The organism is Ensifer adhaerens (assembly GCF_020035535.1).
Classification (GTDB): Bacteria; Pseudomonadota; Alphaproteobacteria; order Rhizobiales; family Rhizobiaceae; genus Ensifer.
Genome location: NZ_CP083349.1, coordinates 1,603,542 through 1,629,135, shown reverse-complemented (window position 1 = coordinate 1,629,135; position 25,594 = coordinate 1,603,542). Strand labels below are relative to the sequence as shown.

General features: G+C 62.1%; 22 protein-coding genes and 1 pseudogene. 10 read left to right on the top strand and 13 right to left on the bottom strand.

All coding sequences use genetic code 11. The annotated features are described in order from the left end of the window. The first annotated feature begins 325 nt into the window (after positions 1 to 325). Together gyrA and LAC81_RS08080 are read left to right on the top strand one after the other, a co-directional pair. Entirely contained in the window at positions 326 to 3,106 is a 2,781-nt protein-coding gene (gyrA, locus tag LAC81_RS08085) for a DNA gyrase subunit A (RefSeq protein WP_223727404.1), read from the top strand. Between the two features lie 274 nt (positions 3,107 to 3,380). Continuing rightward, a complete protein-coding gene (locus tag LAC81_RS08080) occupies positions 3,381 to 3,776 on the top strand; it encodes a YybH family protein (protein ID WP_223727403.1) in 396 nt (131 codons plus the stop codon). Here the strand turns inward: LAC81_RS08080 and LAC81_RS08075 are convergent. Then, positions 3,773 to 4,699, bottom strand: a complete 927-nt coding sequence (locus tag LAC81_RS08075) for a LysR family transcriptional regulator (RefSeq protein ID WP_419195819.1) — start codon at positions 4,697 to 4,699, stop codon at positions 3,773 to 3,775. The two genes, LAC81_RS08080 and LAC81_RS08075, sit on opposite strands and share 4 nt — an antisense overlap. 101 nt (positions 4,700 to 4,800) lie before the next feature. Between LAC81_RS08075 and LAC81_RS08070 the strand changes: the two genes are divergently transcribed. After that, on the top strand, positions 4,801 to 5,817 hold the full coding sequence (locus LAC81_RS08070) for an SDR family NAD(P)-dependent oxidoreductase (RefSeq protein WP_223727401.1): 1,017 nt from the start codon (positions 4,801 to 4,803) through the stop codon (positions 5,815 to 5,817). 53 nt (positions 5,818 to 5,870) lie between these two features. On the opposite strand, the gene LAC81_RS08065 is transcribed toward LAC81_RS08070, so the two are convergent. Both LAC81_RS08065 and LAC81_RS08060 read right to left on the bottom strand, forming a co-directional pair. After that, positions 5,871 to 6,842 carry a lytic transglycosylase domain-containing protein gene (locus tag LAC81_RS08065; protein ID WP_419195818.1) on the bottom strand — a complete coding sequence of 324 codons (972 nt, stop codon included), beginning with the start codon at positions 6,840 to 6,842 and terminating at the stop codon, positions 5,871 to 5,873. A gap of 80 nt (positions 6,843 to 6,922) precedes the next feature. Further along, positions 6,923 to 7,432 carry a GNAT family N-acetyltransferase gene (locus LAC81_RS08060; protein WP_223727399.1) on the bottom strand — a complete coding sequence of 170 codons (510 nt, stop codon included), beginning with the start codon at positions 7,430 to 7,432 and terminating at the stop codon, positions 6,923 to 6,925. Positions 7,433 to 7,469: 37 nt separating this feature from the next. On the opposite strand from LAC81_RS08060, the gene LAC81_RS08055 reads away from it, so the two are divergent. After that, positions 7,470 to 8,039, top strand: coding sequence for a helix-turn-helix domain-containing protein (locus LAC81_RS08055; protein ID WP_223727398.1), 570 nt, complete (start codon positions 7,470 to 7,472; stop codon positions 8,037 to 8,039). Between the two features lie 2 nt (positions 8,040 to 8,041). On the opposite strand, the gene LAC81_RS08050 is transcribed toward LAC81_RS08055, so the two are convergent. From LAC81_RS08050 to trxB, 5 genes and pseudogenes are all read right to left on the bottom strand, one after another. Further along, a complete protein-coding gene (locus tag LAC81_RS08050; protein ID WP_223727397.1) occupies positions 8,042 to 8,824 on the bottom strand; it encodes an aminoglycoside phosphotransferase family protein in 783 nt (260 codons plus the stop codon). Next, positions 8,808 to 9,746, bottom strand: a pseudogene (locus tag LAC81_RS08045) (alkene reductase); the annotation flags it as partial. The pseudogene LAC81_RS08045 and the gene LAC81_RS08050, both read right to left, overlap by 17 nt. A 44-nt stretch (positions 9,747 to 9,790) precedes the next feature. After that, positions 9,791 to 10,081 (bottom strand): ArsR/SmtB family transcription factor, encoded by a 291-nt coding sequence (locus LAC81_RS08040; protein WP_223727396.1) that lies wholly within the window; start codon positions 10,079 to 10,081, stop codon positions 9,791 to 9,793. Positions 10,082 to 10,696: 615 nt separating this feature from the next. Beyond that, a complete protein-coding gene (locus tag LAC81_RS08035; RefSeq protein WP_034791460.1) occupies positions 10,697 to 11,593 on the bottom strand; it encodes a LysR family transcriptional regulator VtlR in 897 nt (298 codons plus the stop codon). A gap of 116 nt (positions 11,594 to 11,709) precedes the next feature. Next, on the bottom strand, positions 11,710 to 12,684 hold the full coding sequence (gene trxB / locus LAC81_RS08030; protein ID WP_223727395.1) for a thioredoxin-disulfide reductase: 975 nt from the start codon (positions 12,682 to 12,684) through the stop codon (positions 11,710 to 11,712). A 405-nt stretch (positions 12,685 to 13,089) separates the two neighbouring features. Here trxB and LAC81_RS08025 point away from each other — a divergent pair, with 405 nt between their 5' ends. The 4 genes from LAC81_RS08025 to LAC81_RS08010 all read left to right on the top strand — a co-directional run bounded on the left by LAC81_RS08025 (position 13,090) and on the right by LAC81_RS08010 (position 15,675). Then, on the top strand, positions 13,090 to 13,230 hold the full coding sequence (locus LAC81_RS08025; protein WP_223727394.1) for a hypothetical protein: 141 nt from the start codon (positions 13,090 to 13,092) through the stop codon (positions 13,228 to 13,230). A 113-nt stretch (positions 13,231 to 13,343) separates the two neighbouring features. Further along, on the top strand, positions 13,344 to 13,814 hold the full coding sequence (locus tag LAC81_RS08020; protein WP_223727393.1) for an Lrp/AsnC family transcriptional regulator: 471 nt from the start codon (positions 13,344 to 13,346) through the stop codon (positions 13,812 to 13,814). Between the two features lie 9 nt (positions 13,815 to 13,823). Next, positions 13,824 to 14,645, top strand: coding sequence for a glycosyltransferase family 2 protein (locus LAC81_RS08015; RefSeq protein WP_223727392.1), 822 nt, complete (start codon positions 13,824 to 13,826; stop codon positions 14,643 to 14,645). A gap of 7 nt (positions 14,646 to 14,652) precedes the next feature. Next, a complete protein-coding gene (locus LAC81_RS08010) occupies positions 14,653 to 15,675 on the top strand; it encodes a glycosyltransferase (RefSeq protein WP_223727391.1) in 1,023 nt (340 codons plus the stop codon). 42 nt (positions 15,676 to 15,717) lie between these two features. Here LAC81_RS08010 and LAC81_RS08005 read toward each other — a convergent pair whose 3' ends face one another. Both LAC81_RS08005 and greA read right to left on the bottom strand, forming a co-directional pair. After that, on the bottom strand, positions 15,718 to 16,776 hold the full coding sequence (locus tag LAC81_RS08005) for a glycosyltransferase family 4 protein (RefSeq protein WP_223727390.1): 1,059 nt from the start codon (positions 16,774 to 16,776) through the stop codon (positions 15,718 to 15,720). A gap of 88 nt (positions 16,777 to 16,864) precedes the next feature. Next, a complete protein-coding gene (gene greA / locus LAC81_RS08000; RefSeq protein WP_104664035.1) occupies positions 16,865 to 17,341 on the bottom strand; it encodes a transcription elongation factor GreA in 477 nt (158 codons plus the stop codon). A 294-nt stretch (positions 17,342 to 17,635) separates the two neighbouring features. Between greA and LAC81_RS07995 the strand changes: the two genes are divergently transcribed. Further along, the gene (locus LAC81_RS07995) at positions 17,636 to 19,126 is read left to right on the top strand and encodes an MFS transporter (protein WP_223727389.1); all 1,491 of its coding nucleotides are present in this window, start codon (positions 17,636 to 17,638) and stop codon (positions 19,124 to 19,126) included. 23 nt (positions 19,127 to 19,149) lie between these two features. Here the strand turns inward: LAC81_RS07995 and LAC81_RS07990 are convergent, their stop codons facing one another. The 3 genes from LAC81_RS07990 to LAC81_RS07980 all read right to left on the bottom strand — a co-directional run bounded on the left by LAC81_RS07990 (position 19,150) and on the right by LAC81_RS07980 (position 24,360). Further along, the gene (locus tag LAC81_RS07990) at positions 19,150 to 19,425 is read right to left on the bottom strand and encodes a hypothetical protein (protein WP_223727787.1); all 276 of its coding nucleotides are present in this window, start codon (positions 19,423 to 19,425) and stop codon (positions 19,150 to 19,152) included. A 198-nt stretch (positions 19,426 to 19,623) separates the two neighbouring features. Next, positions 19,624 to 23,115 (bottom strand): carbamoyl-phosphate synthase large subunit, encoded by a 3,492-nt coding sequence (gene carB, locus LAC81_RS07985; protein WP_113539966.1) that lies wholly within the window; start codon positions 23,113 to 23,115, stop codon positions 19,624 to 19,626. Positions 23,116 to 23,331: 216 nt separating this feature from the next. Beyond that, the gene (locus LAC81_RS07980) at positions 23,332 to 24,360 is read right to left on the bottom strand and encodes a zinc-dependent alcohol dehydrogenase family protein (RefSeq protein ID WP_223727388.1); all 1,029 of its coding nucleotides are present in this window, start codon (positions 24,358 to 24,360) and stop codon (positions 23,332 to 23,334) included. A gap of 253 nt (positions 24,361 to 24,613) precedes the next feature. Here LAC81_RS07980 and LAC81_RS07975 point away from each other — a divergent pair, with 253 nt between their 5' ends. Beyond that, positions 24,614 to 25,561, top strand: a complete 948-nt coding sequence (locus LAC81_RS07975; protein WP_223727387.1) for a neutral zinc metallopeptidase — start codon at positions 24,614 to 24,616, stop codon at positions 25,559 to 25,561. The last annotated feature ends 33 nt before the right edge of the window (positions 25,562 to 25,594 follow it).

The following is a 25,594-nucleotide window of genomic DNA, read 5'->3' as shown; positions in this document are numbered from 1 at the left end:
TCTCAGCAATGACTTATTGAGCAATCCCTACCGCCAACCGGACCGCAAATGCGCAGCATTTCGGCGATCGGCGACCGGGGTCTTCCGATTTCCCGCGCAATGCCCTAGAAAAGCCTGCTCCGGCGGCAAAAGACTGTTCACAACTGCCGCGTGGCTCATCGGGTCCGGATCTGGATTTCGGAGAGAATCATGCAGCGATTCAAAGCGTTACAGTGACATCTTCACACCTGGGCGGACGAATGGTGCCGTGGGCCGCAAATTGGCGCTTCCGGTGGCAATCCGCTATAAATATCCGACTGATTCTGAACAAAGATCGTGATCACCATTGACTGAGCAAAGCACCCCCGGCGGCGGAAAAACTCCGCCAGGCATCGAGCCGATTTCCATCATCGAGGAAATGCAGCGGTCCTATCTCGATTACGCGATGAGCGTCATCGTCAGCCGCGCGCTTCCCGACGTGCGTGACGGTCTGAAACCCGTGCACCGCCGCATCCTCTACGGGATGAGCGAGCTCGGGATCGACTGGAACAAGAAATACGTCAAATGCGCCCGTGTGACCGGGGACGTGATGGGTAAGTACCACCCGCACGGCAATGCGGCGATCTACGATGCGCTGGCGCGTATGGCGCAGGATTGGTCGCTCCGCCTGCCGCTGATCGACGGCCAGGGCAACTTCGGTTCCGTCGACGGTGATCCACCGGCAGCCGAGCGCTACACCGAATGCCGCCTGCAGAAGGCCGCGCATTCGCTTCTCGACGATCTCGACAAGGAAACGGTCGACTTCCGCGACAACTACGACGGCACCCTGCAGGAACCGGCTGTCGTTCCGGCGAAGTTCCCGAACCTGCTCGTCAACGGCGCCGGCGGCATCGCCGTCGGCATGGCGACGAACATTCCGCCGCACAACCTGGTCGAAGTCATCAATGGCTGCATGGCGCTGATCGACAATCCAGCGATCGAACTGCCGGAACTGATGGAAATCATCCCGGGTCCGGATTTCCCGACCGGCGCGCTGATCCTCGGTCGTTCCGGCATCCGCTCGGCCTACGAGACCGGCCGCGGCTCAGTCATCATGCGCGGCCGCGCCCATATCGAGCCGATGCGCGGCGACCGCGAGCAGATCATCATCACCGAGATCCCGTTCCAGGTGAACAAGGCGACGATGATCGAGAAGATGGCCGAACTGGTGCGCGACAAGCGCATCGAGGGCATCTCGGACCTGCGCGACGAATCCGACCGTCAGGGCTATCGCGTCGTCGTCGAACTGAAGCGCGACGCCAATGCGGACGTCATCCTGAACCAGCTCTATCGCTACACGCCGCTGCAGACCTCGTTTGGCTGCAATATGGTGGCGCTGAACGGCGGCAAGCCGGAGCACATGACGCTGCTCGACATGCTCAGGGCGTTTGTTGCGTTCCGCGAAGAAGTCGTTAGCCGGCGTACGAAGTACCTGCTGCGCAAGGCGCGCGACCGCGCTCATGTGCTCGTCGGCCTCGCCATCGCAGTCGCCAACATCGACGAAATCATCAAGCTCATTCGCCATGCTCCGGATCCGCAGACGGCGCGCGAGCAGTTGATGGAGCGCCGCTGGCCGGCCCATGACGTCGAAAGCCTCATTCGCCTGATCGACGACCCGCGCCACCGCATCAACGAGGACGGTACCTACAACCTCTCGGAAGAGCAGGCCCGCGCCATCCTCGACCTTCGCCTGCAGCGCCTGACGGCACTCGGCCGCGATGAAATCGGCGACGAACTCAACAAGATCGGCGAGGAAATCAAGGATTACCTCGACATCCTGTCGTCGCGCCTGCGCATCATGACCATCGTCAAGGACGAACTCGTCGTCATCCGCGACGAGTTCGGCACCCCGCGCCGGTCCGAGATCATGGAAGGCGGCCCGGACATGGACGATGAGGATCTCATCGCCCGTGAAGACATGGTCGTGACCGTCTCGCATCTCGGATACATCAAGCGCGTGCCGCTGACGACCTACCGGGCGCAGCGCCGCGGCGGCAAGGGCCGCTCAGGCATGGCGACCAGGGACGAAGATTTCGTTACCCGGCTATTCGTTGCTAATACTCATACGCCGGTTCTGTTCTTCTCCTCGCGTGGCATCGTCTACAAGGAAAAGGTCTGGCGTCTGCCGATCGGCACGCCGCAATCGCGCGGCAAGGCGCTGATCAACATGCTGCCGCTGGAGCCCGGCGAACGCATCACCACGATCATGCCGCTGCCCGAGGACGAGGCGACCTGGGAAAACCTCGACGTCATGTTCTCGACGACCCGCGGCACGGTTCGCCGCAACAAGCTGTCGGACTTCGTCCAGGTCAACCGCAACGGCAAGATCGCGATGAAGCTCGAGGAAGAGGGGGACGAGATCCTCTCCGTCGACACGTGTACGGAGCATGACGACGTCATGCTGACGACAGCGCTCGGCCAGTGCATCCGCTTCCCGGTCGACGACGTGCGCGTCTTTGCCGGCCGCAACTCGATCGGCGTTCGTGGCATCAACCTCGGCGACGGCGACCGCATCATCTCGATGGCGATCCTTGGTCATGTCGATGCCGAACCATGGGAGCGCGCGGCCTATCTGAAGCGCGCTGCGGCGGAGCGTCGGGCGACGAACGGCGACGAGGAAGAAATCGCACTGGTCGGCGAGGAAGTCGCTGACGGCGGAGAGCTGTCGAACGAACGTTTTGAGGAGCTGAAGGCGCGCGAACAGTTCGTGCTGACGGTCTCGGAGAAGGGCTTCGGCAAGCGCTCCTCGTCCTATGATTTCCGCACCTCGGGTCGTGGCGGCAAGGGCATCCGCGCCACCGACACCTCGAAGACGACGGAAATTGGCGTGCTCGTCGCGGCCTTCCCGATCGAAGACAACGACCAGATCATGCTCGTCTCCGATGGCGGCCAGCTGATCCGCGTGCCGATCAATGGCGTCCGGCTCGCAAGCCGCGCCACCAAGGGCGTCACCATCTTCTCGACCGCCAAGGACGAGAAGGTCGTTTCGGTCGAGCGCATCAGCGAGCCGGAAAGCGACGAGGAGGAGGGCGAAGAGGCAGCCGTTGAGAACGGTGCGCCGGAAACGTCTGCCGAATCCGAAGGTTAACCGCCAAACAATCGAAACGCCTTGAAATCGAAAGCCCGCCATCCTGGCGGGCTTTTTCTATTGGGGTCGTCGTGTTGCCTCACCAATGACGCAAGCTTGCCGACACCGGCCGAGCCATGTTACGCGCACGTCATGGAAAAGGTCCGCAACAGCAACGCTTCGATTATTCGCGCCATTCATCGAATGGTGGGTTGACGCGCGCTCCTTTTCTGAAAGCAGCAACCCGCCGCAAGGCGGGTTTTGTCCATCCGTCTTGCGCAACCAGGAGACGGACATGTCAGATCACGAACTGAAACAGGTTATCGAGGCTGCCGACCGTGCGATCACGGCGGAAGACTTCGGGAGCCCTATGGATTTCTACGCCGAAGACGCGACGCTCGTCGTCAAACCGGGCCTCAACGCGACCGGAAAGTCCCAGATCCAAAAAGCGTTCGTGGCGATCGCCGCCCATTTCGACAATCGGATGAAGGTCCGCCAGGGCGCCATGAAAGTGATCGAAGGCGGCGACACCGCCCTGGTGATCATGGAAACGGTGCTCGACACGGTGGACCCGGAAGGCGCCGACGTCGCCATCGTGCGGCGAGCGACCTACGTCTTCCGCAAGACCGACGCCGGCAAATGGCTTTGCGTCATCGACAATTCCTATGGCACGACGCTGCTTGATGCCTAGTCTCTGTGCTCGACGGACGGATCGTTGGCCTCGGGCGGGACACCGCGGATGTAGTCTCGCAGGCCCCTGGCGAGCGCATCGAATGTGACGCGGCAGCGCGGCGCGGTCTTCAGGTTCTCGTGCATCACCAGCCAGGTGTCGAGCTTCATCTCGAACAGACCCGACAGTACCGGGAGAAGATCGGGGTCGCGCGCCGCCAGTCCGTTCTGGCAGACGCCGATGCCGAAGCCGGCGCGGATCGCGGCCAGTTGGGCAAGGTTGCTGTCAGCCTTCAGCGCAAAGCTTGCGGCCGGCAGCTCCGGCGAGCGGGCGATGATCGCCCGGATCGCCGCGGTCTCCCGGTCGTAGCCGATCAGGCTGTGGTCGGCGAGGTCGGTCAGCGCCCGCGGCATGCCGCGCCGCTCGATGTAACGGCGGTGGGCGTGAAAACTGATAGGAATGACGCCGAGATGGCGGGCGATCAGCGCATCCTGCGCCGGCGCGACCATGCGTACCGCGATATCGGCCTCCTGGCGCAACAGGTCCTCGACCGTATCCGAGGCTGAGAGTTCGATCGTCAGTGCCGGATAGGCCTCGTGCAGGTCTGCGAGGATCGGTGGCAGAACCTCGATGCCGATGACTTCACTGGCGCTGATGCGCACCGTGCCACTGACCATGTCGCGCTGGCTGGATGCGGCACGCAACAGCGCCGCCGATGTTGCGGAGAGCGTATCCGCATAGGGCTTGAGCGCCAGTGCGGCATCGGTCGGCAGCAGGCCGTGCGGAGAGCGCACGAACAGCGGATAACCGAGTGCTGTTTCCATTGCGTCCACGTGCCGACCGACGGTCGGCTGCGTCAAGCCAAGTTCGCGGGCGGCCGCCGATAACGATCCCTCCTGCAGCACCGAGAGAAACGTCCTGTAGAAGTCCCAGCTCAGATCCATCTTGCTCATAAATTTCAGTATATCTGATCAATATTTTTCGGCAATTCCGTTTAGCCAATCGATGCGCGATCCTGCCTTCTTCGAGATGAATGGAGCATGGCATGACCGAGATGCAGCAAAAAGCAAGGATAGCTCTGGTCCTTGGCGCCACGGGCGGCATTGGCGGCGCGGTTGCCCGCGGGCTTAGCAAGCGCGGCTGGCAGGTGCGCGCCTTGAACCGCAACGCAGAGAAGGCGGCAAAGGTCGAGCCTGCATTCGACTGGCGGCAGGGCGACGCCATGAACGCACGCGACGTTCGCGTCGCGGCCGAAGGAGCCGATCTGATCGTGCACGCCGTCAATCCACCCGGCTACCGCAACTGGGGCACCCTGGTACTGCCGATGCTCGACAGCACGATTGCTGCGGCGAAAGCCGTCGGAGCCCGTGTCCTGCTGCCAGGAACGATCTACAATTTCGGCCGCGACGCCTTTCCAATCCTGAACGAGGACGCACCGCAAAATCCGGATACCGACAAGGGCCTGATCCGCAAGGAGATGGAGCGTCGCCTGAAAGATGCGTCAGAGACAGGCGTCGGCGTGATCATCGTCAGGGCGGGCGACTTCTTCGGACCGGGTGCCGCCAACAACTGGTTCTCGCAAGGGCTGGTAAAACCCGGAAAACCGGTGACGACGATTTCCTACCCCGGCCGTGAAGGGATCGCGCACCAGTGGGCCTATCTACCTGATGTCGCGGAGATCATGGTCCGCCTCGTCGAACGCGCCGAAAGCCTACCGCGCTTTGCGGTCTACCACATGCGCGGCTTCCTCGATCGGAACGGTACGGAGATGGTTGCGGCGATCCGCCGTGCCCTCGGAAAACCGGGCGTGCCAGTGCGGTCCTTCCCGTGGTGGCTGATCGGCCTGGCTTCGCCCTTCGTCCCGCTCTTCCGGGAACTGCACAGGATGCGCTACGTTTGGCGCGAGCCTCTGAGAATGCCGAACGAGCGGCTGCTGGCAGTTCTCGGCGAAGAACCGCATACGCCGATCGACGAGGCGGTCGCAACGACCCTCAAGGGGCTTGGTTGCATGCCGAAGGAGATAGCCACCAGGGCAACAACCGCTGGCCGCATGCCTGCGTAGCTCGACGAGGAACGACCGGGCGCCGCCCGATACGGCTGGCGGCGCGGGGACCGTCAGTTCTTGAAGACAAGGCAGGCGCCGCCGCTCTTGCGAATGGTGGCGCAAAGCTTGTTTGCTTCCTCTTGTGTGTCGCGGCCGATGCGGGCGGCGTAGCGGATCCTCAGGCCGAAACTGGCATTGCGCTCCTTAAGCAGAAGCGCCTTTTCGCTGCGGATTGGTTCCGGAAGACGCTTGACCGCGCTGACGAACAGTCGCTGGGCAACGGACTTTTGGAAATGCGCGGCGAGTTGCACGCCCCAGGGCGCCCATTCGGCTTCGTCGATCACCTCGATGTCGCGAAGGTTGCGGGTGCTGGCGAGTGCCACGCAGCCATCGAGGAAGGTCTTGCCCTTGTCGAGCGTCATGTCGAGCGCCTTTGGCGGATTGTCGCGCCAGTCCTCGACGCTGTAGGCGGTGATCGCGAGCACGTAGTTGCGCGTTTCGGTCGGCAGCCAATCGACCTCGAGGAAGCGTTCCAGCCCGTTCTCGCCGGCATTGTAGGCGGCGGCAGCAAAGCCGAGGTTGCCATAGCGCGACTTGAGTTCGTTCAGATATTCCGCCGACTTGCCGAGCGCCTCGACGACATCGAAGCTGTTGTTGAGCCCCCGCATCTTCGCCGTTCCCGGCATGAACTGCGCGATGCCTTCCGCGCCCTTGGGGCTGACTGCGTTTGGCCGGAACAGGCTTTCGCGCCAGATCAGGCGGGCAAAGAAGGCCGCTGGCAGGCCGTTGGCGGCCGCATAGTGGTCGATCACGCCGCAGATGTCGCGGGCGAAATTCTCCTTGCTGATGCAGAGTGCCTTTGCGGGATCGGTCACCGATCGACCGGAATAGACGCATTTCGGCTGTGGGACGAGATCGTCGATACGAGCCGTCGCGGGGAGCGCGCTCAATGCCGAACAGCTGGCAGCCAGCACCAGTGCCGCTCTCGCGACACGTGCCCAGGCGCTCGATCTGACCTTCCGCCGAAGACCCACGTCCAAAATATTTCCAGAAAAGGTCCTTGAGCGTTCATAGCATCTCCGGTCGCCTCGACAAACGGCATTGTCGAGGCGGGCGTCGGGGCCTAGCGCGGAGAGCCGGTCGGCAGCACAAGTTGCATGAATGTCAGATCGAGCCAGCGACCGAACTTCGTTCCAACCTCGCGCATGCGGCCAGTGTCGACGAAGCCCAGTTGGGCATGAAGGCGGATCGAGGCGGTGTTTTCCGACTCGATACCCGCGACCATCACATGCTTGCCCGACCGTTCGGCCTCGGCGATCAGCGCGACCATGAGTTTCCGGCCGATGCCGCCACCGCGCCGATCCTTGTGGACATAGACGGAGTGCTCGACCGTATGGCGATAGCCATCGAAGGCGCGCCAATCACCGAAGGACGCATAGCCGATGACATCGCCTTCGTCGGAGACCGCCACCAGCACCGGATAGCCCGCCTCCGTGCGCGCCTTCAGCCAGGCCGCGCGATTGGCGACATCGACCAAAGTCTCGTTCCAGATCGCCGTCGTGTTCGCCACGGCGTCGTTGTAGATCTCGCAGATGACTGGCAGATCGTCTTGGATGGCCGCCCGGATCAGCATGCTTGCTCCTCGCATTCGTTCACTATATGACTACGATATGAATACTAAAGTAGACAGCCTGGATCAACGGCTCAGTGAACGAATTCGTCTGGAAAGGGAGGCGCGCGGCTGGTCACTCAGCGAGCTTTCGGAGCGATCGAGCGTCTCGCGCGCGATGATCCACAAGGTTGAGCGGGGCGACAGCAGCCCGACGGCGACACTGCTTGCAAAGCTCGCCGGCGCGTTCGGGCTGACCATGTCCAGCCTTATCGCGCGCGCGGAGATGAGCCAGGGCAGGCTGTCGCGACGCGAGGACCAGGCGGTGTGGCACGATCCGCAGACTGGATATCTCCGGCGCCACGTCTCACCGATGTCGGACCTGCCGCTTGAACTCGTCGAGATCGAGCTTCCGGCCGGCGCCGACGTACCAATCCCGGCATCTGCCTACGCACTTCATCGTCGCTGGATATGGGTGAAACATGGCCGCCTGACCTTCGTCGAAGGCCTTGAGACTCATGCGCTCGGCGAGGGGGATTGCCTGGAGCTTGGCCCGCCGCAGGATTGCGTTTTCCGCAATGCCAGCGGCGAGACCTGTATCTATGCCGTCGTGCTATTGCGGACCGGCTGAACCTAGCGGTCGAGCTCGGCGATGGCGATCCGAGCCATCGTCAGGTCGCTCTCGACGCCGAAATCATCACCGTCTTCCAGGAACCAGGCGGCGGAAAGCCCGGCATAGGCCAGTACCCAATGGAGGATGCGGCGTGGGTGAAGGCCCGTCTCCACGGCGACGATGGGCAGATGCCGCTGCAGCCGGCCCGGCGCGGTGACGAGAGGCAGTTCCGGATTGCAGAAGAGGTTCGCATAGTCGTAGCCGCGATCGCCGAGCACGCGCTTCGGATCGATCGCCAGCCAGCCACGGTCGCCGAAATCGAGGATGTTGGCGTGATGGACGTCGCCGTGCAGCACGACCGGCGGTTCGGGATCTGAAAACAGGCTTTTCGCCGCCTCGAGTGCGCGCGCAAAGACGCCACCTTGAGCGGGTGCCGCCGCCTCCAGTGAAGCGAACCATTTGTCGAGCGGGACGAGATCGTCCGGAACCGGTGTCGGGCGCGGCGCATGAAGCTCGGCCACGGTGCGGCAGATGATGCGCGTCGCGTCCTCATCACTTCCCGTCATCGCCATATGGAACAGGTTGCGCTGACTGTCAGTGCGCTCCATGAGAACGGCATCTCCATCGGATTCATAGACTTTTGCGGCGCCTTGCCCGTTCCAATAAAGCAGTGGCAGACGGCCATACTTCTCTTCCGGATCCTGCGCGACCTTGAGCATCGCCGACTGGTTGCGATAGCGGACGGGATGAAGATGGCTGGAGGGCGTGACGATGATTTCGCCGTCCGGCCAGCGCCTTGTCATAACCGTTGTTGGTCATCCAGGCGGCCTTGCCACCGGCCGCAACATAGGTTGAACGCAGCGCGTCATAATCGAATGGCCGGTCACCCTGCTGGTGATCACGCGGGCCGCCCGTCGCACCTTCGATGATGTGGATATAGGCGAGGGGATAGCGCGCAAGGTTCTTGACCACGTAACCGAACACCGGCTGCGGTTCCGGATCAAAGGCGTCGTTGGCAGGCGTCACGGGCGAGAGACGAATGCCGACACGGCCTGCGCCGATTTCCTGCGTCACCGCATGCATCACCTCGAACAGGAACCGAGCACGGTTCTCGATCGAACCGCCGTAGGCATCCGTACGATGGTTCGAGCCGGAACGCAGGAACTGGTCGATGAGATAACCGTTGGCCGCATGGATCTCGATGCCATCGAAGCCGGCGTCGATCGCAGCGCGCGCAGCCTTGCGGTAGTCCTCGACGATCGCCCCGATCTCGGCGATTTGCAGCGCGTGCGGCTCGGAGGTTTCGGCAAAGGAGCCGGTGCCATCCGCATTGATCAGATAGGTCTTGGATTTGGCGCGGATTGCGGAGGGCGCAACCGGCTTCTGACCTTCAGGCTGCAGCGAATTGTGCGAGATACGGCCGACATGCCACATCTGGACGACGATCCGGCCACCCCTGGCGTGCACCGCATCCGTCACCTTGCGCCAACCTTCGAGCGCCTCCGGCGTATAGAGACCGGGCACGTCGGCGTAGCCCTGGCCCTGCTGGGTGATCGCCGTGCCCTCAGATATCAGCAAACCAGCCGTTGCGCGCTGCTCGTAATAGGTGACGTTCAGCGTATTCGGAACGGCCCCGGGAGAACGGTTGCGGGTCAAGGGCGCCATGACGATGCGGTTCTTCAGCGCGATGTCGCCGATGGTGATGGGGTCGAAAAGCGAGGCCATGGGAGGTCCTTTCATGGAGGTCTGCTTGGGAGGAGTTGCTCGGCTCAGAGGTCGCCGATGCTCTTGAGGAAGGCGGCGATCGTCTCTTCGTCGCGGCGGTAGAATATCCATTGGCCGACCCGGCGCGTTGTCACGAGGCCGGCGCGCTGAAGCACGGCGAGATGCGAGGAAACGGTCGATTGCGACAGGCCGCAACGTTCGAACTGGCCGGCGCATACGCCGAGATCGAGCGGATGTTCCTGCGTCGGGAAATGACGATGTGGCTCTTTCAACCAGGCAAGGATGTTCACCCGCACCGGGTGGGCAAGCGCCTTCAATATCTCGTCTCTGTCCATCGTATATCGCCATATCGTGTTTTATCGATAGATGTATCGCTAAATCACGATATTCAAATCACAAGACCGTGAGCACCGGGAAGGTAAAAAAAGAGGGCCTCAAGAAAACTTGGGCCCTTGTAGTTGTGAAGGTAATGAGAACCTCCAGAGGGGAACAGCTAATGCGGTGGCGGGGAGGAGAAGCCACCAAGAATGCATCAGCTGCATTTTAATATGGGAAGCGAAGTATCGGCTTTCAATAGCCGGCTGTGATTTTCGTCACGGTTCGCCTGTATCTAACAGTAGACAAAAAAAGAGGGCCACAAGATGACTTGGGCCCTTATAAGTTGTGAAGGTAATTAAACCTCCAGAGGGGAACAGCTGCTGCGGTGGCACTGGGAGGAGAAGCCACCAAAGATGCATCAGCTGAGTTTGGTATGCTGCTTTTTTGGGCGTGCAGCAATCATTTAATATGCATGACAGCCATGCCATGTGCGCATCCCTGCCCATTTCTGCATCGCACAGCAAAAATGCGCCGCACAACGAAAGGGGCGCATTCAAAATATTGCATTGAAAACAGATAATTACGAGCCAATCCGAGAAATGCTCACAAAAAGAGCATTTGCCAACCTGGCATCAGAAGTTCCAGTTCCGGGCCTTGGCGACAATGTAGTCGCGGAAGACCTTGAGCTTGGCGGCGTTCTTCATCTCGTCAGGATAGCAGAAATAGGTATCGAAGGACGGAATGTCGGCGCTGATCGGCAGCTGGATGAGGCCGGGATCACGGCCGACAATATAGTCGGGCAGCATGGCGACGCCGATGCCCAGCAGGCAGGCGCGCTTGATCGAGGTCTGGCTGTTGATCTGCAGGTGCGAGACGCGCGGATTGTCGGAATCCCGCCCGGCGATTTCGAGCCAGTTGACATCGAGCAGATAGTTCGGCGCCGGTTCGCCGAAGGTGATGATCCGATGATTGTCGAGATCTTCGACCGACTGCGGCTCGCCGTATTTGTTGATGTAGGACGGTGCCGCATAGACGTGCATGTGCACCGTGAACAGCTTGCGCTGAATGAGGTCCGACTGCTGCGGCTGGCGCAGACGGATGGCGCAGTCCGCATGGCGCATGTTCACGTCGAGCTCTTCATTGTCGAGGATGAGCTGAACCTGCACGTCCGGGTGCAGCGACATGAACTCCTGAATCTTGTCGGTGAGCCAGCCCTGGCCAAGGCCGACTGTCGTGGTGATGCGCAGCTTGCCGCTCGGCTTGTCGGTGGTTTCGCTCAGCTGGACCTTGACGCTTTCGAGCTTCATCAGCACTTCGTGCGCGGTGCGATAGAGGATCTCGCCCTGTTCGGTGAGGATCAGACCGCGCGCATGGCGGTGAAAAAGCTTGATGCCGACGTCCTGTTCAAGCGAGCTCACCTGCCGGCTGATCGCAGACTGAGAGAGATGAAGCTTGTCTGCCGCATGCGTGAACGACCCAGCCTCGGCCGCCGCGTGAAAAATGCGCAGTTTGTCCCAGTCCAGCGACATGAAGTCCCCCATATGAAACCACTCCGGGAGACGGGGTCTTGTCTCCCGGATGTGGCTGATGCGTCTGTTCCCACTCGGGCGAGGTGCCTTGGCGGCACCACCCCGATTCGCAGCTTCTATTCGGCTGCAATTGCGACGGGCATATGACCCGCCAGGTATTTCTCGGCCTCAAGCGCTGCCATGCAGCCCATGCCGGCCGCCGTCACCGCCTGACGATAGATGTCGTCCGTCACGTCGCCTGCGGCAAAAACGCCGGGCACGTCGGTCGCCGTCGAATCGGCCGCGGTCCACAGATAACCGTTGGACTTTTGCCGAAGCTTGCCTTTGAAGAGCTCGACCGCCGGCGCATGGCCGATCGCGACGAACACGCCGTCGGTGACCATGTCCTGGGTTTCGCCGGTCTTGGTGTTGCGCAGCTTCACGCCGTTGACCGAGGCCGGCATCGGCGGCTTGGCTGGTGCGCCCAGGTATTCCGTGACCTCGTGGTCCCAGATGACCTTGACGTTCGGCTTGGCGAACAGGCGCTCCTGCAGAATCTTTTCGGCGCGGAAGGAATCGCGGCGATGCACGACGGTGACCGTCTTGGCGAGGTTCGACAGATACAGCGCTTCCTCGACGGCCGAGTTACCGCCGCCGACGACGATAACATCCTTGTTGCGGTAGAAGAAGCCGTCGCAGGTGGCGCAGGCCGAGACGCCGAAGCCCATGAAGGTCGGCTCGGTCTCGATGCCGAGCCACTTTGCCTTGGCGCCGGTGGCGATGATCAAGGCATCGGCCGTCCAGTCGTTACCGCTGTCGGTCTTGATGCGGAACGGGCGCACGGACAGATCGACGTCGGTCACGAGATCGTTGACGATCTCGGCGCCGACATGGGTCGCCTGCTTCAGCATCTGCTCCATCATCCAGGGACCCTGGACCGGATCGGCATAGCCCGGATAGTTCTCCACGTCCGTGGTGATCATCAATTGGCCGCCCTGTTCCATGCCGGCGATCAGAACCGGCTCAAGCATGGCGCGCGCAGTATAGATGGCGGCCGTATAACCGGCCGGGCCGGAGCCGATGATCAGCACTTTCACGTGACGGGCAGTCATAGTCTTGTCCTTCGTTCACGGGGAGAGGGAAGGCTCTCGTCCGATTCCATTGCGTCAATGGGAAATAGTTCCATAGTTTAGGGATTCCCTGCCATGACTTTCAAGGGCGTCAGCCCTGATACACACAAGTGCTTGAGCGCCAAATCTAGTTTTGCCACCAGATGACGCGTTTGTGCACCAGGTTCGGCCGACGATCATACTGCCCAAGTCTCGTGCCTGGGCGTTCTGGGGGCGGCGAATGCTCCGTGCAATGGCGCGACGCACGTCACTTCGGGCAGTGTGCGCCGCTATTTGTATCCCGATCGGTGTCGGCAACGCCATTTTCCCGCGAATAGTCGGCGGGACTGCTTGTTGTCCAGCGGGTTTGACGATATTTCACGCGGATTCACTTTGCTGGAGAAGCATATGGGGTTGAATGCCGGCCGTGCTTGGTTCCATCGCGAACGCGCTGCGCTCGGCCACGCACCGACTCGAGACGACCTCACCCTTGGGGAGCGCGCCTTGCCGACAATCTCGATCGAGATGGTCGCGGCTGCGCCGGGATAGGGAACGTAGCGGTCAACGTCGCCGACCATCAAGGCCTGCCCAACCATCAGCAGATACAAGATTTCGACTTTGCCCTCACGCACAAAGTCACCACGCAAAAAGGACGAACGTTCATGACGAAACAAGTCGAGCTCGATGCAATCGATCTCAAGATCCTTCGCGAGCTCCAGCGTGATGGCCGGATGACCAATGTCGATCTCGCCCAAAGGGTGGGCATCTCCGCGCCGCCCTGCCTCAGGCGTGTGCGCAAGCTCGAAGAAACCAGCGTGATCAAGGGCTACCATGCCCTACTGAACGCACCGACGCTCGGTTTCGATCTGGTCGCCTTTTGCATGGTGGGCCTGAAGCGCCAGTCGGAAGCCGACCTCAAGGCGTTCTCGGCAGCCACCGCAGAATGGCAAATCGTCCGCCAGGCCTGGACGGTTTCCGGCGAAAGCGACTTTCTTTTGCATTGTGTCGCCGAGAACCTGACAACTTTCCAGGATTTCGTCATCGAAGTGCTGACGGCCAACGAGCGGGTCGACACGGTGCGCACGATGCTGACCATTCGCCAGGTCAAGGATATCGGCCTCGTTCAGATCTAGGGCCCGCCCATGAGCAAGCTTCCGCTTTCCGCCTTCATCATCTGCCAGAACGAAGAAGCCTACCTCGGCAATTGCATCGAGAGCCTCGAACAATGCGCGGAAATCGTCATCGTCGACTCCGGTTCGACCGACGGCACGCCGGCGCTCGTGCAATCCTACATCGACAAGGGGTGGCCGATCCGTTTCCTGCATGAGCCGTGGCGCGGTTATGCCGGCCAAAAGCAATTCGCCCTCGACCAGTGCACGCAACCGTGGTGCCTCAACATCGATTCCGACGAACGCCTCGACGAACCGTTGAAGGCGCTACTGCCATCGCTGCTCGCCGCACCGGCAGAGACCGTCGGCTGGCGCGTGGCCCGCAGGCCCTATCTGATCGGTTACGGCTATACGCCCGAGCGTGTGCATGAACGACGGAACCTCAGACTGATCCGCCAGGGCAGGGGGCGTTACGACCTCAATCAGAAGGTCCATGAGGGGATCGTTCCGGACGGCGCCGTCGCCGCCGCACGCAGGGGAAGTCTGCTGCATTACCGGCCGCTGATCATCGACGAGCAGATCCTCAAGGAAAACAAGTATTCGACGCTCAAGGCAGACCAGCAGTTTGCGGCCGGCAAGTCCGCGCGCCCCTACAAGATGCTGTTCAGCCCGCCACTCTATTTCTACCGGCTCTACTTCCGCAACGGCCTTTGGCGCTGCGGGTTTCCGGGTTTCATCGAAGCGATGACCGGCGCCGTCTACGCCTTTCTCACCGCAGCCAAAATCTATCAGAGGCACGCGCTGAAGCGTCACCCGAACCATGACGACATGGATCGGCGCCAGACCAGCCCGTGAGGTTCCAATGAAAGTCATGCATTTCCACTTCGGCAAGGATGGCGGCGCGGAGCGCTTCTTCGTTCATCTGGTGAATGCGCTTGGCGAGCGCGGCGTCGAGCAGACCTCCGTCATCCGGCCAGGGCGCATCTGGCGGAAGGACATCGAGGGCGCGACGCGCATCATCGAAAGCAATTTCCGCAACCTGTCGCTCGACCGGATCCTGCTGCCGATGAAAGTCAGCAGCATGGCGCGCCGCGAGAAGCCGGACGCGCTGTTCGCCTGGATGCCGCGTGCAAGCCGTCTCATGCCGAACTACAAGGGCTGCATCAAGATCTCCCGCCTCGGCGACTATCCGCTGCGCCTCGACTACTTCCGCAACACCGATTGCCTCGTCTGCAACACGCCGGGGATCGCCGAGCATGTGCGCAAGATCGGCTGGAAGCGCGATGTCGAAGTCATCTCCAACTTCACCGGTACCGAGCGCGTCGCGCCGGTCAACCGCGCGAGGCTCGACACACCCGAGAACGCGCCGGTCATCATGTCGATGGGGCGCTTCGTCCCGCGCAAAGGCTTCCACACGCTGATCCAGGCGGTCGCCAAGGTGCCGGACGCCTATCTCTGGCTGGTCGGCGACGGCGAAGAACGCGCAAACCTGGAGAAGCTGGCGGCCGATCTCGGCGTGTCGAAGCGCGTGCGCTTTGCCGGCTGGCAGAAGGATACGCGGCCATTTCTCGCCGCCTCAGACATTTTCGTCATGGCGTCGAGCCATGAGCCGCTCGGCAACGTGATCCTCGAGGCCTGGGCCCAAGGCACGCCTGTCGTGTCCAGCCGCTCGGAAGGGCCGCAATGGTTCATGCGTGACGGCGAAAACGGGCTGATGGTCGATATCGGCGATGCTGACGGCTTCGCCCAGGCAATCGACCGCATTGCCAGCGACACGTCGCTCGGCGAACGCCTCGCCGAACGCGGCCACGATACCCTGATGAACCAGTTCTCGAAGCAGGCGATCACCGACGCCTATCTGAAGCTCTTCGCCTCCAAGCGCTGAGACAATCTCGATCGCGCGGCTGCCATTACAGATGGCAGCCGGTCAGAAGCGCATCAGACGCTCGTAGACGGTGTTGATCGCCCGGGCCTCGCCCTCGATCGCGAAGGAAGCAGACGTCAGTCCCAGGCCGTTGGCGCCTGCCATCGTGCGGCGGCGATCGTCGTCCATGAAGCCGGCGGCCGCCTCGACCATCGCCTGCAAGTCGTTGGCGGCAATGACGGTGCCCGTTTCCTGCTCGCCAACGACGACCAGCTCCGAAAACGCACCGACATCGGTCGCAACAACAGGCACGGCGGTAGCCATCGCTTCCAGAGGCGTCAGGCCAAACCCCTCCCAACGCTGCGGCGCGATGAAAAGATCGAGCGCACGGTACCAATCGGGAATGTTGGTGTGCTCTCCGACGAAACGGATGCGGTCCGTGAGGCCCGCCTTTGCGACCCGTTCCTTCAGTTCGTTCTCGAACGCCACGTGCGGGCCGGTCGCACGGCCAGCGACGATGGCGCTCCAGCCTGGCCGGCAGGGCAAAAGCGCGATCATGCTGTCGACGAAGAGATCGGTACCCTTCTGCTTACGAACGCGTCCGAAGCAGCCAACATATTTCTGCGCGGGGTCGAGCCCGAGCGCCGACTTGGCAGCGGCCGCTTCCGCCGGCGGCTGAAAGCGCTTGGTGTCGATGCCGTGCAGGATGACCGTGTTCGGCACTTCGAGATAGGCGGCGGTCTTGCCGCTCGTGGCGATCACCGCATCCATCCTGGCGATCAGGAACTTGCTCCAGCCGGTATGGCGGCGCTGCGACGCGGAGGTAAAGACGATCTTCAGCTTCATGCCCAGGAGATCGCGCAGAACAATCGCCGGCAGCATCTCGACGTTGCGGCGTGCGTGCCAGACCCGACAGGGCCGGCCATCCGGGGCGCTCCACAAACGCAGAAGATCGCGGAAGCGGATCGAGGGCAGGGTGTCCGGCAGCCCAGGGCCAAGCACGGCGATCTTCTCGCCCAGCGCGCGCTGGATCGGAATCAACTGGATGATGGTGGACGTCACGCCCGAGAGGCGGCGCTTGAAATTGGGAGCGATGACCTCGACGTTCCGGATATCGGCCACGAAAGCGCACTCCTTGCGCGAGCAATGATCGTCTTTTGGAAAGAGGAAAAAACGGGGCGAAGGGAGGCTTCGCCCCTGCCGGGGCTGATCAGCCCCAGTTGACCGCGAGAATTTCGTAGGCCTTGGAACCGCCGGGGGCGTTCACTTCGATGGAATCGCCGACTTCCTTGCCGATCAGGGCGCGCGCGATCGGCGACGAGATCGAGATGCGGCCGGCCTTCACGTCGGCTTCCTGGTCGCCGACGATCTGATAGGTCTTTTCTTCTTCGGTGTCTTCGTCGACGAGCTTGACCTTGGCGCCGAACTTGATCTTGGAGCCGGACATCTTCGTGAGATCAATGACTTCCGCGCGGGCGATCAAGTCTTCGAGCTCGGTGATGCGGCCCTCATTGTGGCTCTGCGCTTCCTTGGCAGCGTGGTATTCGGCATTTTCCGACAGGTCGCCATGTGCACGGGCTTCGGCAATAGCCTCGATGATTCGCGGTCGTTCTTCCTGCTGGCGCCAGCGCAGCTCCTCCTGCAGGTTGACGAATCCGCCCTGTGTCATCGGCACTTTTTCGACCATTTCAATGTCCTTCATCAAGCACGAGGCGCCGCCCTTGGGGCGGCGCCAACGCAAAAGAAAACGGTCTCCGGCGCGCGAGCACCGGAACCGTCCGAAACTTCGAACCTTCGTTATAGCAGAAACGGAAGCGCGAAAGCCAGATATTTCGCCACCATCCACCGAAGGCAACAAACGGTCCGCAACTTGTAGACGAACGAAACCGGTGGCAAGTTTTTCAGAAACCGCTTTACCTCAACAGCGCTTGAGGTCGTATCAGAGTTGCTCCCAGAAAATATCAATGAGGAAGCGTGCCCCATGGATTTCGCCAAGGACGACAACATCAGGGCAGACCTGGACGTACCGCCGCAGGAGGATGGCCGCTGGAGCGAACTGCTTAGGCCGAACTATCTGGCGGCGACCGTCACGCTCTGCCTCGGGGTCGCGCTCTTTGCCTTCAACGAGTTTTTCATTGCGACCGCACTGCCGACGGCTGTCTCCGAGATCGGCGGGGCCACGCTGCTTTCCTGGGCTGTCACGCTCTATCTCGTCTTCGCCATTCTCGGCGGCGCAATTGCCGCGAATCTCAAGACAAGATTCGGCGCACGCGGCACGCTGATTACCGCCGCCATCGTCTTTGTCGCCGGAACCATGATCGCGACGACCGCAGGCAGCATGCCGCAGGTGCTTGCCGGCCGGATCTTTCAGGGTTTCGGCGAAGGAATCATAGCCGCGGTTTGTTATGCATTGATTCCCGCGCTCTTCCCGCCGCGATTGGTACCGAAGATCTTTGGAGCCGAAGCCATCGTCTGGGCAACGGCTGCCTTCGGCGGGCCACTCGTTTCCGGATTTCTCACAGAGCATTGGTCCTGGCGGGCAGCATTTGGCGTCAATATCCCGGCAGCCGCAATCTTCGTCGTGCTCGTCCTTGCTATAGTGCCGGCACAGAAGGTTGCGGCCAGCACATCCCGTCCGATCCCGCTGCTGCGGCTAATCATCGTCGGCACCGGCATTTTGCTGATCTCGGTGTCGACCACGGCCGCAAGTGTTCCCTTGATGATCGCCGCGCTGGCAACGGCTCTGACAATCCTCTGGGCGGTGGTCCAGGCTGACCGGCGTGCGGAGCACTCGATCCTGCCTGCCGGCGCCTTCGCGCTGACAAAACCGCTCGGCACCGGCCTTTGGGTCGTGTTGCTGATGCCGCTGGCGCAGGCGTCCGGCTCGATCTACCTCATCTACGGACTGCAGCACGTGTGGGACTTCAGCCCGACGGCTGCCGGTTTCTCCGGTGCGCTGATGGCGATCTCATGGAGCTTTACCGCAATCCTCGTTGCGAGCCTTCGCTCACACGACCTGCGTGTGAAACTGATCCCGTTGGGGCCGGCGCTTCTGAGCCTCGGACTTGCCGGCCTGACGGTCGCGATGGCCATCGACGAATTCCGGCTGGTCTTCCCGAGCCAGATCGCGGTCGGCGCCGGCTTCGGCATCTCCTGGGGTACGCTCAGCCAGTTGATGATGGATGTGTCGCCACACAAGGAGCGCGACAAGACGTCGGCGTTCCTGCCGACGCTGCAATCGGCCGGCTACGCCATTGGCGCCGCAATCTGCGGACTGACGGCAAATCTCCGCGGCTTCGACGAGAAGGCAAGTGTTGCGACGATGCATGGCGCGTTGTTCACCGTCTTCGTCGTCGCGTCCGTGATCTCAACGGCATCGCTCTATTTCGGCCTCAGAACCGTGCGGCTTGCCGCCAAACGATCGCGGCCGGGCCAAGGCGGAGCGACGCTCGGCGCGTTCGCCGGAGACTAGAGCGCGGTGCGGTCAATGGCGCACTAGGCAGCCGCGTGGAGTGGCGCACCGACCTGTCGGCGCCCAAGCAGCGCGCGCTGCTCGCCACCGCGGCCAATCGACGGAAAGATCGTCGCGAGCAGTCTGCGATTGCTGGAGAAAACCTCGACCTTCAGGGATCCATAGTCCGTATCGCGGCCGATCCTGTCGGCGATGCGCTGACCGTAATAGAGGGCCGAGCCCTCATCGAAATGGATGATGCCGTCCTCGTCGACGAAGTGCTCGTCACCCCAATGCAAATCGAAGAAGTAGAGTTGCACGATCTTGCCCCGTAGCGCGCCCACCGGAGGCCCCTCCGATACCTAAGCGCAGACATATTGGAGCATGGCGCGGACGAACGCAGCCTGAACCGCCCATTCATGCTGCATTCAGCCGGACGGGGTGGACGAAAGCGCCGATCACAGGCGTCCGCTGGAAATGGAAGCGGCGCGTGAGGTCATCACGCGCCGCTCGTCGTATTAGGCCTTGAAGTAGCTCTGCAGCGGACGCACTTCGAGGCTGCCGGCCTTCAGTGCCTTGATCGCGTGCGCTGCCGCTTCGGCGCCGGCCATCGTCGTGTAGTAGGGAACCTTCTGCATCAGCGTCGCGCGACGCAGCGACTTCGAGTCCGAGATCGCCTTGTTGCTGTCGGTGGTGTTGAACACGAGCTGGACCTGGCGGTTGCGGATCGCATCCTCGACGTGCGGCCGGCCTTCCTGGACCTTGTTGACCTTGGAGGCGGCAATGCCGTGTTCACCAAGGAAGCGGGCCGTGCCACCGGTGGCCATGACCTTGAAGCCGATGTCGACGAGGATGCGGATCGCCGGAAGAACCCGGGTCTTGTCTTCGTCGCGCACCGAAACGAATACCGTTCCATCGCGCGGCAGGTCGACGCCGGCGCCGAGTTGCGACTTGGCGAAGGCGAGCGCATAGTCGGTATCGAGACCGATAACTTCGCCGGTCGATCGCATTTCCGGACCGAGCAGTGTATCGACACCCGGGAAGCGGGCGAAGGGGAACACGGCTTCCTTGACGGCGATGTGCTTCAGGTTGCGCGGATCGGGCTTTTCGCCGTAGGCCGCGATCGCGACATCAAGTGCTTCGCCGGCCATGACGCGGGCTGCGATCTTGGCGATCGGCGCGCCGATCGTCTTGGCAACGAAGGGCACGGTACGCGATGCGCGCGGGTTGACTTCGAGCACGTAGATCGTGCCGTCCTTGATGGCGAACTGCACGTTCATCAGGCCGCCGACATTGAGTGCCTTGGCAAGGGCTGCCGTCTGGCGCTCGAGTTCGTCGACCATGGCAGTATCGAGCGTGTGCACCGGCAGAGAGCAGGCGCTGTCGCCCGAATGGATGCCGGCCTCCTCGATGTGCTCCATGATGCCCGAGACGAACACATCCTTGCCGTCGCAGAGGCAGTCGACGTCCACTTCGGTGGCGTTCGTCAGGTAGCTGTCGAACAGCAGCGGGTTCTTGCCGAGCAGCGTATTGATCTGGCCGGTCTTGTCGTTCGGGTAACGTTGCTTGATGTCTTCAGGAACGAGGCCCGGCACCGTGTCGAGCAGATAGCTCTGCAGCATGCTTTCCGAATGGATGATCTGCATCGCGCGGCCGCCGAGTACGTAGGACGGGCGCACGACCAGCGGGAAGCCGATCTCGCCAGCGACGAGGCGGGCCTGCTCGACCGAATAGGCGATGCCGTTATTCGGCTGGTTGAGATCGAGCTTCATCAGCAGCTTCTGGAAGCGGTCGCGGTCTTCGGCGAGGTCGATCGCGTCCGGCGCGGTGCCAAGGATCGGAATCCCGTTCTTTTCCAGCGCTTCGGCGAGCTTCAGCGGCGTCTGGCCACCGAACTGCACGATGACGCCGACGAGCTCGCCCTTTTCCTGCTCGGCGCGCATGATCTCGATCACGTCTTCGGCGGTCAGCGGTTCGAAGTAGAGGCGATCGGAGGTGTCGTAGTCGGTCGAAACCGTCTCCGGGTTGCAGTTGATCATGATCGCTTCATAGCCGGCATCCTTCAGCGCGAAGGCGGCGTGGCAGCAGCAATAGTCGAACTCGATACCCTGGCCAATGCGGTTCGGGCCACCACCAAGGATGACGACCTTCTTGCGGTCGGAAACCTCGGCTTCAGAACGGGCGGCACCGACGAAGGGCGTCTCGTAGGTCGAGTACATGTAGGCGGTCGGCGAGGCGAATTCGGCGGCGCAGGTATCGATGCGCTTGTAGACCGGACGCACATTCAGCGCATTGCGCAGTTCGGCCACTTCCTTCGGGCGCTTGCCGCCGAGCGTTGCCAGACGGGCATCGGAGAAGCCCATGGCCTTCAGCATGCGCAGGTTGTCGGCATCCTGGGGCAGGCCGTGCTCGCGGATGCGGGCTTCCATGTCGACGATCGCCTTGAACTGAGCGATGAACCACGGATCGATCTTGCTCGCCTCGTGGACTTCCGCCTCGCTCATGCCGAGACGCAGCGCCTGGGCGACCATGCGCAGACGGTCCGGCGTCGGCGTGCCGATCGCGGCGCGGATGGCGTTACGGCCATCGCCGTTTTCGTCCATGTCCGGGATTTCGATTTCGTCGAGGCCGGTAAGGCCAGTCTCCATGCCACGCAGCGCCTTCTGCAGCGATTCGGCAAAGGTGCGGCCGATCGCCATGACTTCGCCGACCGACTTCATCGCGGTGGTCAGCACCGGCGAGGCGCCCGGGAACTTCTCGAATGCAAAGCGCGGGATCTTGGTGACGACGTAGTCGATCGACGGTTCGAACGAAGCCGGGGTTGCGCCGCCGGTGATGTCGTTGTCGAGTTCGTCGAGCGTGTAGCCGATCGCAAGCTTCGCCGCGATCTTGGCGATCGGGAAGCCGGTCGCCTTCGACGCCAGAGCTGAAGAGCGCGAAACGCGCGGGTTCATCTCGATGACGACCAGGCGCCCGTCCTTCGGGTTGACGGCGAACTGCACGTTCGAACCGCCGGTCTCAACGCCGATCTCGCGCAGAACCGCGATCGAGGCGTTGCGCATGATCTGGTATTCCTTGTCCGTCAGCGTCAGCGCCGGAGCAACGGTGATCGAATCGCCGGTGTGGACGCCCATCGGGTCGATGTTTTCGATCGAGCAGATGATGATGCAGTTGTCCGCCGTGTCGCGGACGACTTCCATCTCGTACTCCTTCCAGCCGAGCACCGATTCTTCGATCAGCACTTCGGTGGTCGGCGATGCATCGAGACCGCTGCCGACGATGTCGAAGAATTCGGTGCGGTTGTAGGCGATGCCGCCGCCGGTGCCGCCGAGCGTGAAGGACGGGCGGATGATCGCCGGCAGGCCGACATCGTCGAGCGCCTGCGCTGCAATCGCCATCGCGTGGTTCATGTAGCGCTGCTTGCGATCGCCTTCACCGAGGTTCCACTGGTTTTCGAGATTATCCAGCGCCTTGTCGAGCTCGGAGCCGGAGAGCCGGCTCTTCAGTTCGGCGCGCTCGGCCTCATGCACCTTACGGTCGTGGTCCTTGATGTCGGTCGCGTTGGCCAGCCGCGACTTCGGCGTCTCCAGGCCGATCTTCGCCATGGCCTCACGGAAGAGCGCGCGGTCTTCGGCCTTGTCGATCGCATCCGGCTTTGCGCCGATCATCTCGACATTGTAGCGGTCGAGCACGCCCATGCGGCGCAGCGACAGCGCGGTGTTGAGCGCCGTCTGGCCACCCATGGTCGGGAGCAGGGCGTCGGGGCGCTCCTTGGCGATGATCTTGGCGACAACTTCCGGGGTGATCGGCTCGACGTAAGTTGCGTCGGCGAGGCCCGGATCGGTCATGATCGTTGCGGGGTTGGAGTTGACGAGGATGACACGGTAGCCTTCCTCCTTCAGCGCCTTACAGGCCTGGGTGCCGGAATAGTCGAATTCGCATGCCTGACCGATGACGATCGGCCCTGCGCCGATGATAAGAATGGACTTGATATCTTGGCGCTTCGGCATGGTCGGTCATCCGTTTCTAGCTGCGCGAAAAACCGGCCAAAGTGGGAGGTCACCGGCCGGGCACGCATTGATGGGTCTTTTCAGGCTAGAAGCGGCTTATAGGCAAATGTATCTGCAAGCGAAACCCCGAAAATTCCGGAATCGACAAGAAGCGGGGATATTTGCGCGTGCTCTGCTTTGTCGCTTGCGAGGCGGTATCGAAATCACGCCAAAGCATCAGGCGCTACCGGGGATCACCAGAACCTTCACTTCGCCCGCTGCCGGCGGATGCGCGATGACGCCCGCAGCCTCATCGAGCATCACGCGCCGGGAGATCAGCTTGTCGATCTCGATGGCACCGGAGGCCACCAGCTCGGCGGCGCGCCGATGCACGAACGGGTTGATGAAGGACCCGAGCACGCGCAGTTCGCGGAAGAGAATATCGAAGGGCTCGATCTCCACGGTCTCGCCCTGCGGCATGACGCCAAGGATGACAACCGTACCGCCCGCCTTTGCGAGGCGTGTCGCCTGCCCGACGGTTTCGGCAACACCGGCGCATTCGATGACGACATCGACCCCACCGGGAACGAGCCCGGAATCGCCAGTGACGAATTCGACGATATCGGCCGAGGAGGGATCGACGGTCGCGGTCGCACCGAGCTCTTCGGCGAGGCGACGCTTCACCGCCTGTCGGGTCGACAGGATCACCGTGGTGGCGCCCGCGAGCCTGGCGAGCTGCACCACCAGCAGGCCGATCACTCCGCCACCCAGAACGATGACGGAGGAGCCGGCGCGAATGCCTGACATGTCCACGCCATGCAGGCAGCAGGCCAGCGGCTCGCAAAAGGCGCCGCGAACCGGATCGAGGGCCCGCGGCAGTTCGAAAGCCTGCTTGCGCGGCACAAGAACATAGTCGGCGAAGCCGCCATCACGGTGGATGCCAATTGCCCGCAGATTGCGGCAAAGGTTGACACGTCCTGTGCTGCACTGGGGGCAAGCGCCACAGGCGATGTTGGGGTCACCGGTAATGCGCGCGCCGATTGCTATATCCGAGACTTCACTTCCTATGGCTTCGACGATGCCGCAGAATTCATGACCAAGGGTGACCGGCGGTTTCGAGGGAAATTCGCCATGCAGCAGATGCCGGTCGGTGCCGCAGATGCCACAGGCTTCGACCCGGACGAGCAGGTCCCGTGGACCGGGCAGGGGCTTTTCGACTTCGACCACGCTGAGCCGACCGATTCCTTCAAGCCGCAACGCCTTCATGAACGCTCCTCCTCGCTCCTGTCCGCCATGGCATAGGAGCGGCAAAGCGATATGGCGTCAAGGCAAGCGGTGCCATCTTCGGCCGGCGTGCATTTCACTGCCGGCGTCCGAAGCGGCGCCTCGCTGGCGCTGCAAAAAAGATTGGCGAGATCGCGAACTTACGGGTGGCGATTGCGTTTTACAACGACGTTAGGGCCGTCTTATAAATGTACGTACCGACAATGCCTGTTTGCACAGCGCCGGAGGACAGATCATGGAGTGGAAAGGCCGCCGCCAATCCGAGAATATCGAAGACCAGCGCGGCGCGAGCCCGGGTGGGGGCCTCGGCGGCAATCCGTTCGGCCGTGGTGGCGGATTTCGCATGCCGGGCGGCGGAGGCGGCATGCGGCGCGCCGGCGGCGGCATGAGCTTCGGCACGATCATCTTCCTCGTCATCCTCTACTTCATTCTCAAGGCCGTGGGCATCGACATGCTGCAGGTGCTGGAAGGCGGCGGCGGTCAGGTACAGCAGCCCGGCTTCGAGCAGAGCGACGGTTCGCCGGCACCGCGCGGCTCTGCCCAGGAAGAGGAAATGAAGCAGTTCATGGCGACGGTGCTTGCAGAGACAGAGGATACCTGGAACGGCATTTTCCAGGCGAATGGCAAGCAATATGAGGAGCCCAAGATGGTGCTCTTCCGCGGCCAGGTGCGCTCGGCCTGCGGCTTCGCGTCTGCCGCCTCCGGGCCGTTCTATTGCCCGGGCGACCACAAGGTCTATCTCGACATGAGCTTCTTCGACGAACTCGCCCAGAAGTTCGACGCATCGGGTGACTTCGCCCAGGCCTATGTCGTCGCCCATGAGGTCGGCCACCACGTCCAGAACCTGATCGGCGTCCTGCCGAAATTCAACCAGATGCGCCAGTCGATGAGCGAGACCGAGGCCAACCAGATGTCCGTCCGCGTCGAGCTGCAGGCCGATTGCTTCGCCGGCGTCTGGGGCAAATACACGGAGCAGAAGGGCCTGCTCGAGCAAGGCGACCTCGAAGAGGCGCTGAACGCCGCCACCCAGATCGGCGACGACACGCTGCAGAAGCGCATGCAGGGCTACGTGGTGCCGGAGAGCTTCAACCACGGCACTTCCGAACAGCGGATGCGCTGGTTCAAGCGCGGCTTTGACAGCGGCAAGATGTCGGCCTGCGATACGTTCTCCGGCGGCGTCTGATTGCACCAAGCCAAGAAACCGTCAGGGCCGGCA

Coding starts and splice junctions, on each gene's coding strand:
- LAC81_RS08080 (WP_223727403.1), top strand. CDS start 3,381: ATGTCAGATCACGAACTGAAACAGGTTATCGAGGCTGCCGACCGTGCG.
- LAC81_RS08075 (WP_419195819.1), bottom strand. CDS start 4,699: ATGGATCTGAGCTGGGACTTCTACAGGACGTTTCTCTCGGTGCTGCAG.
- LAC81_RS08070 (WP_223727401.1), top strand. CDS start 4,801: ATGACCGAGATGCAGCAAAAAGCAAGGATAGCTCTGGTCCTTGGCGCC.
- LAC81_RS08060 (WP_223727399.1), bottom strand. CDS start 7,432: ATGCTGATCCGGGCGGCCATCCAAGACGATCTGCCAGTCATCTGCGAG.
- LAC81_RS08055 (WP_223727398.1), top strand. CDS start 7,470: ATGAATACTAAAGTAGACAGCCTGGATCAACGGCTCAGTGAACGAATT.
- LAC81_RS08050 (WP_223727397.1), bottom strand. CDS start 8,824: ATGACAAGGCGCTGGCCGGACGGCGAAATCATCGTCACGCCCTCCAGC.
- LAC81_RS08040 (WP_223727396.1), bottom strand. CDS start 10,081: ATGGACAGAGACGAGATATTGAAGGCGCTTGCCCACCCGGTGCGGGTG.
- LAC81_RS08035 (WP_034791460.1), bottom strand. CDS start 11,593: ATGTCGCTGGACTGGGACAAACTGCGCATTTTTCACGCGGCGGCCGAG.
- trxB (WP_223727395.1), bottom strand. CDS start 12,684: ATGACTGCCCGTCACGTGAAAGTGCTGATCATCGGCTCCGGCCCGGCC.
- LAC81_RS08025 (WP_223727394.1), top strand. CDS start 13,090: ATGGGGTTGAATGCCGGCCGTGCTTGGTTCCATCGCGAACGCGCTGCG.
- LAC81_RS08020 (WP_223727393.1), top strand. CDS start 13,344: ATGACGAAACAAGTCGAGCTCGATGCAATCGATCTCAAGATCCTTCGC.
- LAC81_RS08015 (WP_223727392.1), top strand. CDS start 13,824: ATGAGCAAGCTTCCGCTTTCCGCCTTCATCATCTGCCAGAACGAAGAA.
- LAC81_RS08010 (WP_223727391.1), top strand. CDS start 14,653: ATGAAAGTCATGCATTTCCACTTCGGCAAGGATGGCGGCGCGGAGCGC.
- greA (WP_104664035.1), bottom strand. CDS start 17,341: ATGGTCGAAAAAGTGCCGATGACACAGGGCGGATTCGTCAACCTGCAG.
- LAC81_RS07995 (WP_223727389.1), top strand. CDS start 17,636: ATGGATTTCGCCAAGGACGACAACATCAGGGCAGACCTGGACGTACCG.
- carB (WP_113539966.1), bottom strand. CDS start 23,115: ATGCCGAAGCGCCAAGATATCAAGTCCATTCTTATCATCGGCGCAGGG.
- LAC81_RS07980 (WP_223727388.1), bottom strand. CDS start 24,360: ATGAAGGCGTTGCGGCTTGAAGGAATCGGTCGGCTCAGCGTGGTCGAA.
- LAC81_RS07975 (WP_223727387.1), top strand. CDS start 24,614: ATGGAGTGGAAAGGCCGCCGCCAATCCGAGAATATCGAAGACCAGCGC.